Here is an 11,057-nt window from a genome sequence, read left to right as displayed (position 1 = left end):
GCCGGGTGATCGCGGCGCTGGGGCGGGCGGGGATCGCGGTGGACCCGATGAAGGTGCAGATGGCGTTCGCCGGGATCGTCCTGCTGCGGCGCGGGATGCGCCCCGACCCGGCGGGCGAGCGCCGCGCGGCGCCGCGGATCCGGAAGGACGCCTACGGCATCGACGTCGACCTGGGGCTGGGGAAGGGGAGCTCGTACGTCTACTTCTCGGACCTCACGGAGGAGTACATCCGGATCAACGCAGGCTACCGGAGTTGACGCGCTGGCGGAGGACACTCTTCCCCTCCATCCCCGGAGGAAAACAAAAACCGAAGAGTGTCCCCCTAAAAGGGTGTCCCTTGAAACGGTTTCCCGCGGGCGTGCCGCAGTTGAATTGGCAGGCACGCCCGTGATATAGGTAATCGGCTAAGCGTTTATCCCCCACGGGCGGGACTCTCCCCGGGGTGCCCTGGACGCCAGGGTGGATGGGGAGGGGCGGAGCGCCCGGAGGAAAAACCCCTAAACTTGAAGGAGGAAGGAACGGCATGGCGAACGGACAGAGCTCGGTGATCACGATGAAGCAGCTGCTCGAGGCGGGGGTCCACTTCGGGCACCAGACGAAACGGTGGAACCCGAAGATGAAGCGGTACATCTTCACCGCCCGCAACGGGATCTACATCATCGACCTCCAGCAGACGGTCAAGATGTTCCGGGCCGCCTACGACACGGTGCGGACCATGGCCGCCGAGGGGAAGACGATCCTCTTCGTCGGCACGAAGAAGCAGGCGCAGGAAGCGGTGGAGGAGGAGGCGCGCCGTGCGGGCACCCCGTACGTCAACCAGCGGTGGCTGGGCGGAATGCTCACCAACTTCGCAACGATCCGCAAGAGCCTCGACCGGCTGCAGAAGCTGTCCGAGATCGGGACCGACGGCACCGCCGAGCGGCTTGGAGCGGGTGAAGCTCGAGAAGATCCTGGGCGGCATCCGCGAACTTCGACGCCAGCCCGACGCGATGTTCGTCGTCGACCCGTCCCGGGAGACGATCGCGGTCCTCGAGGCCCGGCGGCTCCAGATCCCCATCGTCGCCATCGTCGACACCAACTGCGACCCGGACCTGATCGACCACGTGATCCCGGGGAACGACGACGCCATCCGGGCCATCAAGCTGTTCCTCTCCAAGATGGCCGACGCGATTCTCGAGGGGAAGGCCGTGTACGCCGAGAAGAACGCCTCGAAGGGGGACAAGGAGGCGGAGGCCCCCGAGGTCACGATGTCGCTCATCTCCACCGAGGGGGACGAGGAGGTCCCGGCCCCGGCGCCGCCAGCGGAGGCCGCACGGGAGTAGACCCGGGGGGCCTTTCGGAGGCCGCGGAACGCGTTCGAAACGAATAATCCTCTTAGGAGAGCACAACGGATGCAGATCACTTCGGAGATGGTGCGGGACCTGCGGGAGAAGACCGGCGCGGGCCTGATGGATTGCAAGGCGGCGCTCACCGCCGCGGGCGGGGACCTGGAAAAGGCGGTCGACAACCTCCGGACGAAGGGGCTGGCCGCGGCGGCCAAGAAGGCGTCGCGGATCGCGTCGGAAGGAATCGTCTGCGCGCACGTGGAAGGGGCTTCCGGCACGCTGGTGGAGGTCAACTGCGAGACCGACTTCGTCGCCAAGACCGAGGAGTTCGCGGCGCTGGTCCGGGAGGTCGCTTCGCTCGTCAACGCTAAGGGGCCGGCGGACGTCGCCGAGGCGCTCACCCTTCCGGCCGGCGGCGGCACGCTTTCGGAGAAGCTCACGGAGAAGGTGGCGAAGATCGGCGAGAAGATCTCCTTCCGCCGGTTCGTCCGGCTGGACGTCCTCCCGGGCGCGCCCGGGATGGTCGTCCCGTACATCCACGCGGGCGGGAAGATCGGGGTCCTCGTCGCGGTTTCGGGAGCGGGCCCGGGGAACGCGGCGGTGGCCGCCCTGGCGAAGGACCTGGCGATGCAGGTCGCCGCGGCGAACCCGTCGTACGTGAGCCGCAAAGACGTCCCGGCCACCGTGGTCGAGCACGAGAAGTCGATCTACCGCGACCAGGCGAAAGCGTCGGGGAAGCCGGACAAGATCCTGGACAAGATCGCCGAAGGGAAGCTCGAGAAATATTTCTCCGATTTCTGTCTCGTCGAGCAGGCGTTCATCAAGGACCCGGACCGCAAGGTCGGGCAGCTTCTCGCCGATGCCGGCAAGGCCGCGGGGGCGGAGGTTTCGGTCCGGGCGTTCGCCCGGTACCAGGTGGGCGAGGGGCTCGAGAAGCGTTCGGCCGATCTCGCGGCGGAGGTCGCCAAGCAGCTCGGGAAGGGGTGAGTCTTCTCATCCCCGCGGAGGTAGCGTGGCCAAGCCGTCGTACCGCCGGATCCTGCTGAAGCTGTCGGGGGAGGCCCTGATGGGGAAGCAGGCGTACGGGATCGACGAGGGGGTCCTGGTCGGCCTGTCGAAGGAGATCCTGGAGCTCACGGGGCTCGGCGTGCAGGTGGCGCTCGTGGTCGGCGGCGGGAACATCTTCCGCGGCATCGCCACCAGCCGGGACATCGGGATCGACCGCGCGTCCGCGGACTACATGGGGATGCTGGCCACGGTCATCAACAGCCTCGCCCTGCAGGACGTCCTCGAGCGCACCGGCGTCACCACCCGGGTGCTCTCCGCCATCGAGATGCGGGCGATCGCGGAGCCGTACATCCGGCGTCGGGCGCTGCGCCACCTCGAGAAGGGCCGCGTGGTGATCTTCGCCGCGGGGACGGGAAACCCGTACTTCACCACGGACACCGCCGCCGCCCTGCGCGCGATGGAAATCAACGCCGACGCCATCCTCAAGGCCACCAAGGTCGACGGCGTGTACGACCGCGACCCGATGGCCGACCCGAAGGCCCGGAAGTTCGCCCGCCTGACCTACATAGACGTCCTTCGGAAGAACCTGAAGGTGATGGACGCCACGGCCATCTCCCTCTGCATGGACAACGACCTCCCCATCGTCGTGTTCAACCTGACGCGGAAGGGGAACATCCTGAGGGCGGTGATGGGGGAGAAGATCGGGACCGTGGTCCACGGAGGAAAATGATGGATGCGATGGTGAAGGACACCGCCGCCCGGATGGAGCGGAGCATCGACGCCTTCCGGAAGGAGCTGGGGAAGGTGCGCACGGGACGCGCCTCCTTCTCCCTCCTGGACGGCGTGAAGGTCGACTATTACGGCACTCCCACGCCGCTCCAGCAGGTCGGCACCCTCTCGGTCCCCGAGAGCCGGCTGATCACGATCACGCCGTGGGACTCCAAGATGATCGGGCCGATCGAGAAGGCGATCCAGGGGAGCGGCCTGGGCCTCAACCCCGCGAGCGACGGGAAGGTCGTCCGGATCCCGATCCCGCCCCTCACCGAGGAGCGGCGCAGGGAGCTGGCCAAGATGGTCCGGAAGATGGCCGAGGACGCCCGCGTGGCGGTGCGCAACGTCCGCCGCGAGGCGATCGAGAGGCTCAAGGAGCGCGAGAAGAAGAAGGAGATCTCCGAGGACGACGTGAAGCGCGGGCAGGACCGGATCCAGAAGGAGACGGACGCCCACGTGAAGAAGGTCGACGACATCCTCAAGGCCAAGGAACAGGAGATCATGGAGGTCTGAAAGCCTCCGGTCCCGGCGAATCCCGATGAGCCCAGGAGGAAGCGACTCCCCCGTGCTGCCCCGGCATGTGGCCGTCATCATGGACGGCAACGGCCGGTGGGCTTCGCTGCGGGGGCTGCCCCGCGCGGAGGGGCACCGCGCGGGGGTGCGCGCCGTCCGGGCGGTCGTGGAGTGCGCCCGGGAGCTCGGGATCCCGTACCTCACCTTGTACGCGTTCTCCCTCGAGAACTGGGGCAGGCCCGCGACGGAAGTCGGCACCCTCATGGCGCTGCTCCAGGAGTTCCTCTCGAGCGAGCTGTCGCTCATGCTGCGCCACGGCATCCGGCTCCGGGTCATCGGGGAGACCTCCTCCCTCCCGGCCCCGGTGCGGGCGATCCTCTCGAAGACCCTGTCCGCCACCGCGAAGAGCGACCGGATGACCCTGACGCTCGGGCTCTCCTACGCCGGGCGCGACGAGATCGTGCGGGCCGCCCGCGCGTTCGCCGCCGACGCGGCGGCGGGGCGCATTACCCCTTCGGAGATCACGGAGGACCGGTTCGCCCGTGCCCTCGACACCGGGGGGATGCCCGATCCGGACCTGGTCGTCCGCACCAGCGGGGAGATCCGGATCAGCAATTTCCTCCTCTGGCAGTCCGCCTACGCCGAGTTCGTGTTCACCGACGTCCTGTGGCCCGACTTCGGGAAGGCCGAGTTCCTCCTGGCGCTGGAAGAGTACACCCGCCGCCACCGGCGGTTCGGCCTGACCGACGAGCAGTCCGGCCCGCCCGCGGCGAAGTAGCGATGCTCGGGAAGCGGGTCGCCACCGCCGCCGTCCTCGTCCCCCTCCTGGTCGCGTCGATCGTGTACGGCAAGGGGCAGCCGTCCGGGTGGCCGTTCCTGCTGCTGTGCGGCGCGGCGGCGGTCCTTTGCGGCGCCGAATGGTCCCGGATGTTCTTCGCGGCCGCGCGCGACAAGGCCGGCGGGGCCGCGCTCACCCTGCTCGCCTTCCTCTCGGGCGCGCTTCTGCCGTTCCCCGCCGTCCTCCCGGCGGTCCTGCTGGTGGTCCTCCTGGCCGTCTTCCACGCCCTCGCGGGCGGCGGGGAGCCGTCCTCGAAGGCGCGGGCGGCCGCGATGCTGTCCCTGTGCGCGGTCTACGCGGGGGGCCTCCTGTCGATGTATCCCCGGACGCTCGCCCTCCCGCGGGGAGACCACTGGGTGCTCCTCGGGATCCTCTCCGTGGCGGCGGGGGACACGTTCGCCTACTTCACGGGGAAGGCGGTCGGGCGGACGAAGCTCGCCCCGGCCGTCTCCCCGAACAAGACCGTGGAAGGCGCGGTCGGCGGGTTCCTCGGGAGCGTGGCGTGCGGCGTCCTGTACGCGTGGGCGTTCCTCCCCGCCGTGCCCGCGTGGTACGCGGCGGCGGCGGGGTTCGCTTCGGGCGCGTTCGGACAGGCGGGAGACCTGTTCGAGTCGCTTCTCAAGCGCGCGGCGGGGGTGAAGGACAGCGGGACCCTTTTCCCCGGGCACGGGGGCGTGTTCGACCGGGTCGACGGAATCCTGGCGGCGGGCCCCGTCGTCCACCTGCTCGCGGCGTTCGCGCCGGTGTCGGGGGTCGTGCGATGAAACGGCAGGGGGTCGTCGTCCTCGGAGCCACCGGCTCCGTCGGACGGAGCGCGCTGGACGTGATCTCCCGGTTCCCGCGCCGGTTCCGGGCGACCGCCCTCTGCGCCGGGAGCAACGCCCGCGCCCTGTCCGAGCTGGCCCGGCGGTTCCGGCCCGATTTCGTCTGCCTCTCGGGCGGCGACACCAAAGCGCTGCGGAAGGGGCTCCCGCGGGGGACCCGGGTCCTGTCGGGAGAGGAGGGGATGACCGCGGCCGCGTGCGCCCGGAACGCCGACATCGTGCTCGCGGGGGCGTCCGGAGTCTCCTGCATCCGTCCCGTGATCGCGGCGGCCGCCTCGGGCAAGCGGATCGCGCTGGCGAACAAGGAGCTTCTCGTCATGGCGGGGAAGTTCGTCACCGCGGCGGCGCGCCGGGGAGGGGCGGCGATCCTTCCGGTCGACAGCGAACATTCGGCCGTGTTCCAGGCGATCGCCGGGAACCGCCGCGAGGACGTCCTCCGGGTGATCCTCACCGCCTCGGGCGGCCCGTTCCGCAACCGCACCGTGGCGGGGATGCGGGCCGCCACCGTGAGCGAGGCGCTCGGGCACCCGACGTGGCGGATGGGGGCCAAGATCACCGTGGACTCCGCGACGCTCATGAACAAGGGGCTCGAGGTGATCGAGGCGACCTGGCTGTTCGGCCTCCCGCCGTCCCGCGTCGACGTGCTGGTCCACCCGCAGTCGGTGGTCCACTCGATGGTGGAGTTCCGGGACGGCAGCGTGCTGGCCCAGCTGGGGGTTCCCGACATGCGGATCCCGATCGGGTACGCCCTCGCCTGGCCCGAACGGCTCCCGCTGGAACTGCCCCGGCTGCGGCCGCATCGAATGGAGGCGTGGGAGTTCCGGGAGCCCGACCGGAGGCGGTTCCCCGCGCTTTCCCTCGCGTACGCCGCCGCCGAAGCGGGGGGATCGGCGCCGGCGGTGCTCTCCGGCGCGAACGAGGAGGCGGTGCACGCCTTCCTGTCCGGGCGGATCCGTTTCACCGACATCGTCCGCGTCGTGGAACGGGTCTTCTCGCGGTGGCCCGCCCCGTTTTCGGCGCGGACCCTGGACGACGTGCTCGAGGCCGACGCCGCAGCCCGCGCGGAAGCGCGCAGTCGAATATCCCCGATCAGGAGAACCGCACCCACGTGATCTACTTCCTGTCCTTCATCGTCGTCCTGGGAATCCTCATCTTCGTCCACGAGTTCGGCCACTTCATCGTGGCGCGCAAGCTCGGGGTGGGAGTCACCAAGTTCTCGTTCGGGTTCGGGCCGAAGCTGTTCGGGATCAAGCGCGGCGAGACGGAGTACCTCGTCTCCGCGGTCCCGCTGGGCGGATACGTGAAGCTGGTGGGCGAGTCCGACGGAGAGGAGATCCCCGAGGAGGACCGTCCCCGCTCCTTCAGCCACAAGCCGGTCTGGGTGAAGATGGCCGTCGTCGCCGCCGGCCCCCTCGGCAACCTCCTGTTCGCCGTCCTCGTCTTCTGGGTCGTCTTCCTCGGCGGCGTGCCGTCGCTGACCACGCGGATCGGCGAAGTGGCCCCGGACTCCCCCGCGGCCCGCGCCGGGATCGCGAAGGGGGACGTGGTGGTGCGGATCGACGGCGCGACGGTCGCGACCTGGGAGGAGCTGGCCGCGAGCATCCGCTCCGGCACCCCCGGACGGCCGCTGAACGTCACCGTCCGCCGCGACGGGACGGAGACGACGATCGCGGTGTCCCCGGAGATGCGGGAGGGGCGCAGCGTGTTCGGCGAGAAAGTGTCCGAGCCGAAGATCGGGATCGTCGCGGGGCAGGAGGTGGTCTACCGGGAGACCGGCCTCGTCACCGCGCTCGTGCGCGCCGTGCAGGAGACCGGGAAGCTCGTCTACCTGACCGGGATGACGGTGGTGAAGCTGGTGACCCGGGTGCTCCCGTCGGAGACGCTGGGGGGGCCGATCCTCATCGCCCAGATCGCCGGGGACCAGGCCCGACAGGGGATCTCCCCCTTCGCCTACTTCCTGGGCCTCCTGAGCGTCAACCTGGGGATCCTGAACCTCCTGCCGATCCCGATCCTCGACGGGGGGCACCTGCTCTTCTTCTCCGTGGAGGGGCTGATGCGCAAGCCGATCTCCCAGCAGGCGCGGACGCTGGCGCACCAGGTGGGATTGGCGCTCATCCTCACCCTGACGGCGCTCGTCTTCTACAACGACATCGTGCGCCTCCTGTCCCGGTGATCCTCGCCGTCGAATCGGCGACTCCGCGCGGGAGCGTCGCCCTGGCGTCCGGCGGCGCGGTACGGGCGGAGCGGTTCCTCCCCCCCGGGCGGCAGGCGTCCGAGGCGTACATCGCCGCGGTGGAGGAACTCTTCTCCGAGGCCGGCGCGCGTCCCGGCGACGTCTCCTGCGTCGCGGTGTCGGCGGGCCCCGGATCGTTCACCGGCCTGCGGGTGGGAATGTCGGCGGCGAAAGGTTTCTGCTTCGGGTGGGGGGTGCCGCTGGCCCTCGTGCCGACGCTCTCGGGGCTGGCGTCGCGCATACCCGGCGAAGGGCGCTCCGTTTGCCCCGTCCTCGACGCCCGAAAGAAGGAAGTGTACGCGGCGCTCTTCCGGCGGGTGGGTGAAGGGGTCGAGCGGCTCTCCCCCGACATGGCGATCTCCCCGGAAGCGCTCCTCGACCGGCTGCCGGCGGGGGACGTGGTGTTCTGCGGGGACGGAATGGAGCGGTACGGCGTCCTGTTCCGGGACCGGCTCGGGGATCGGATGTCGATCGTCTCCGGTCCCGACGGTCTTCCGGCGGCGGGCGCCGTCGGAATCGCGGGCGAGCGGGCGTTCCTCGCCGGGAAAGTCGCGGACCCCCGGTCGGCCGTTCCGGCGTACATCCGGACTCCGGAGGCGGAGTTCCGTCGGATGGGAAATCCGCCCGCGGGCTCGGGAACCGTTTCCTGACGCGTAGTTGCGGGCCGCCGATACGGCGTTTGTCCGCCGCCGGTTCGTTGACATCCGGGCTTCATCTGTTATGCTTTATCACTACTCATTCCAGCGACGGAGGTGTCGATGGGCCAGAGTCCGGACGATAAAATGGCCGCCCTGATCGCCAGCGACCCGGAGTTCAAGGCGCTCGTCGAGGAGCATCGCCAGCTCGACGAGAAGCTGAAGGAACTGGACCGCAAGGTGTACCTCCTTCCCGACGAGGAAGTCGAGCGGAAGCGGCTCCAGAAACTGAAGCTCGCCCGCAAGGACAAGATCGCCCGGATCCTGAACGGATAACGGGAAAATCCAAGGATTCTCCGCCCCGCCCGGACGCGCCCGTCGCCAAGGGGCGAGATCGCCCCGGCGGCGGCGTTCCTTCAAGGCGGGGTTTTCCATACTCCACGGGGACCAACGGTACGGCAGGAGGTTTCACCCATGCAGATGAACGGCGCGGAGATCCTCGTCAAGGCGCTCGCGGACCTGGGGGTCGACGTCGTCTTCGGCTACCCCGGCGGCGCCGTCCTGAACATCTACGACGCGCTGTTCGGGAACACGAAGGTCCGCCACATGCTCTGCCGGCACGAGCAGGGCGCGGTCCACATGGCCGACGGGTACGCCCGCGCGTCCGGAAGGACCGGCGTCTGCCTGGTCACCTCGGGCCCCGGCGCCACGAACACGGTCACGGGCCTCGCCACCGCGTACATGGACTCGATCCCCATCGTCGTGTTCACCGGGCAGGTCCCCACGCTGCTGATCGGCAACGACGCCTTCCAGGAGGCGGACATCGTCGGCATCAGCCGCCCGTGCACCAAGCACAACTATCTCGTGAAGGACACGAAGGACCTGGCCCGGATCGTCCGGGAGGCGTTCTACATCGCGTCCACGGGGCGCCCCGGCCCGGTGCTCGGGGACATCCCCAAGGACGTCCTGATCTCCACCGCGGAGTACAACCTCCCGAAGGAGGTCCGCCTGCGGGGATACCACCCGAACTACGAGGGGCACCCCCGGCAGGTCGAGAGCGCCATGCGGCTCCTGCTCTCGAAGGAACGGCCCGTGATCTACGCCGGGGGCGGCATCATCCTGTCGAACGCGTCGGAGGAGCTCGCGGAGCTCGCGCGCCTGCTCTCCGTTCCGGTCACCACCACGCTCATGGGGATGGGGGCCTTCCCCGGGAACGACCCGCTCTTCCTCGGGATGCTGGGGATGCACGGCACCTACACCGCGAACATGGCCATCTCCCACGCCGACCTGATCCTGGCCTTGGGGGCGCGGTTCGACGACCGGGTGACGGGGAAGATCGACGAGTTCGCCCCGCACGCCAAGATCATCCACGTCGACATCGACCCCACCTCGATCCAGAAGAACGTGCCGGTGGACATCCCGATCGTGGGGGACCTCAAGGACGTCCTCCGGAAGATGATCCGGCTGGTCAAGGGGAAGAAGGACGCGGCGGCGTACCGGGGGAAGTGCTCGGCCTGGCGGCAGCAGCTTTCCACGTGGTCGAAGACGCACCCGCTCACCTACAAGGAGTCGAAGGGGAAGATCAAGCCGCAGTTCGTCGTGGAGCGGATCCGCGAGGTGACCGGCGGCAAGGCGATCATCGCGACCGAGGTCGGGCAGAACCAGATGTGGGCGGCGCAGTTCTACACCTACGACAAGCCCCGCACGTTCCTCTCCTCCGGGGGGCTCGGGACGATGGGGTACGGGCTCCCCGCCGCGATCGGCGCACAGGTGGCGATGCCGGGCACGCTCGTCGTGGACATCGCCGGGGACGGCAGCATCCAGATGAACATCCAGGAGCTGGCGACGGCCGTCCAGTACCGCGTGCCGGTCAAGGTGGTGATCCTGAACAACGGGTCGCTGGGGATGGTGCGCCAGTGGCAGGAGCTCTTCTTCCAGGGGAAATATTCCCAGACGTGCCTCCCGCACATCCCCGACTTCGTCAAGCTCGCCGAGGCGTACGGGGCGAAGGGGTTCCGCGCGACGAAGGTCGACGAGGTCGCGGCGGTGCTGAAAAAGGGGTTCGCCGCCGAGGGGCCGGTGCTGATCGACATCGTCGTGGACCCCGCGGAGATGGTCTACCCGATGGTCCCCGCGGGGGCGCCCCTGACGAAGATGCTGCTGGTCTGACGCCGGAACCGATTCCCGGATCCCCGCATTAGGAGAGCCGACCCATGCGCCACACCATAGCCGTCCTGGTCGAGAACGAGTTCGGCGTCCTGTCCCGCGTCGCGGGCCTCTTCTCCGGCCGCGGGTTCAACATCGAGTCGCTCTGCGTCGCCGAGACGACGGACCCGGGAGTCTCGCGGATGACGATCGTCACCGCCGGGAACGACCAGATCATCGAGCAGATCCTGAAGCAGCTGAACAAGCTCGTTCCGGTCCTGAAGGTCATCGACTTCACCGGGACGGAGACGGTGGACCGCGAGCTGGTGCTGGTGAAGGTAAACGCCGACGGCGACGGGAAGGCGGAGGTGCTGCGGCTGGTGGACATCTTCCGCGCGAAGATCGTCGACGTCGCTCCGCGCTGCTACACGATCGAGATGACCGGGGGGGAGGGGAAGGTGAGCGCCTTCCTCCAGATGCTGCGGCCGATCGGGATCAAGGAGATCGTCCGGACCGGGAAGGTCGCCATCTCCCGCGGGACATAGCCCGTGAGGGAAACCGCAAGCCGATAAGACAACCATAGAGGGAACGGAGGAGAAGATCATGGTCACCGTGTACCGGGAGCAGGACGCCAAGGCGGAGCTGCTCAAGGGGAAGACGATCGCCATCCTGGGGTACGGCAGCCAGGGGCACGCCCACGCCAACAACCTGAAGGAGAGCGGGTTCAAGGTCATCGTCGGCGAGCTGCCCGGCGGGGGGAACGAG

13 protein-coding genes and 1 pseudogene are annotated in these 11,057 nt (G+C 69.0%); all 14 read left to right on the top strand.

What is annotated here, in order from left to right; all coding sequences use genetic code 11:
* The coding region (locus HZB86_09595) for a bifunctional ornithine acetyltransferase/N-acetylglutamate synthase (protein ID MBI5905782.1) at positions 1-257 on the top strand (257 nt) is incomplete at its 5' end.
* 266 nt (positions 258-523) lie between these two features.
* Positions 524-1,322, top strand: a pseudogene (gene rpsB / locus HZB86_09590) (30S ribosomal protein S2).
* 69 nt (positions 1,323-1,391) lie between these two features.
* Positions 1,392-2,312: an elongation factor Ts gene (locus HZB86_09585; protein MBI5905781.1), complete on the top strand. Its 921-nt coding sequence runs from the start codon at positions 1,392-1,394 to the stop codon at positions 2,310-2,312.
* Positions 2,313-2,337: 25 nt separating this feature from the next.
* The gene (locus HZB86_09580; protein MBI5905780.1) at positions 2,338-3,063 is read left to right on the top strand and encodes a UMP kinase; all 726 of its coding nucleotides are present in this window, start codon (positions 2,338-2,340) and stop codon (positions 3,061-3,063) included.
* Positions 3,064-3,071: 8 nt separating this feature from the next.
* Positions 3,072-3,617 carry a ribosome recycling factor gene (frr, locus tag HZB86_09575; GenBank protein ID MBI5905779.1) on the top strand — a complete coding sequence of 182 codons (546 nt, stop codon included), beginning with the start codon at positions 3,072-3,074 and terminating at the stop codon, positions 3,615-3,617.
* Positions 3,618-3,642: 25 nt separating this feature from the next.
* On the top strand, positions 3,643-4,395 hold the full coding sequence (gene uppS, locus HZB86_09570; protein MBI5905778.1) for a di-trans,poly-cis-decaprenylcistransferase: 753 nt from the start codon (positions 3,643-3,645) through the stop codon (positions 4,393-4,395).
* Between the two features lie 2 nt (positions 4,396-4,397).
* Entirely contained in the window at positions 4,398-5,219 is an 822-nt protein-coding gene (locus tag HZB86_09565; protein MBI5905777.1) for a phosphatidate cytidylyltransferase, read from the top strand.
* On the top strand, positions 5,216-6,391 hold the full coding sequence (locus HZB86_09560) for a 1-deoxy-D-xylulose-5-phosphate reductoisomerase (protein ID MBI5905776.1): 1,176 nt from the start codon (positions 5,216-5,218) through the stop codon (positions 6,389-6,391). The genes HZB86_09565 and HZB86_09560 overlap by 4 nt, the downstream gene beginning before the upstream one ends.
* A complete protein-coding gene (gene rseP / locus HZB86_09555; GenBank protein ID MBI5905775.1) occupies positions 6,388-7,452 on the top strand; it encodes an RIP metalloprotease RseP in 1,065 nt (354 codons plus the stop codon). Before HZB86_09560 ends, rseP begins: the two co-directional genes overlap by 4 nt.
* A complete protein-coding gene (gene tsaB, locus HZB86_09550) occupies positions 7,449-8,162 on the top strand; it encodes a tRNA (adenosine(37)-N6)-threonylcarbamoyltransferase complex dimerization subunit type 1 TsaB (GenBank protein ID MBI5905774.1) in 714 nt (237 codons plus the stop codon). Before rseP ends, tsaB begins: the two co-directional genes overlap by 4 nt.
* A gap of 132 nt (positions 8,163-8,294) precedes the next feature.
* Positions 8,295-8,483 (top strand): YdcH family protein, encoded by a 189-nt coding sequence (locus HZB86_09545; protein ID MBI5905773.1) that lies wholly within the window; start codon positions 8,295-8,297, stop codon positions 8,481-8,483.
* 138 nt (positions 8,484-8,621) lie between these two features.
* A complete protein-coding gene (gene ilvB / locus HZB86_09540) occupies positions 8,622-10,316 on the top strand; it encodes a biosynthetic-type acetolactate synthase large subunit (GenBank protein ID MBI5905772.1) in 1,695 nt (564 codons plus the stop codon).
* Between the two features lie 44 nt (positions 10,317-10,360).
* Positions 10,361-10,837 carry an acetolactate synthase small subunit gene (ilvN, locus tag HZB86_09535; GenBank protein MBI5905771.1) on the top strand — a complete coding sequence of 159 codons (477 nt, stop codon included), beginning with the start codon at positions 10,361-10,363 and terminating at the stop codon, positions 10,835-10,837.
* Positions 10,838-10,895: 58 nt separating this feature from the next.
* Positions 10,896-11,057 (top strand): ketol-acid reductoisomerase (locus HZB86_09530; protein MBI5905770.1); only part of this gene is annotated, 162 nt, incomplete at its 3' end.

This window comes from Deltaproteobacteria bacterium (genome assembly GCA_016234845.1).
Taxonomy (GTDB): domain Bacteria; phylum Desulfobacterota; class Deferrimicrobia; order Deferrimicrobiales; family Deferrimicrobiaceae; genus JACRNP01.
This window is presented reverse-complemented; position numbering and strand designations above follow the sequence as displayed.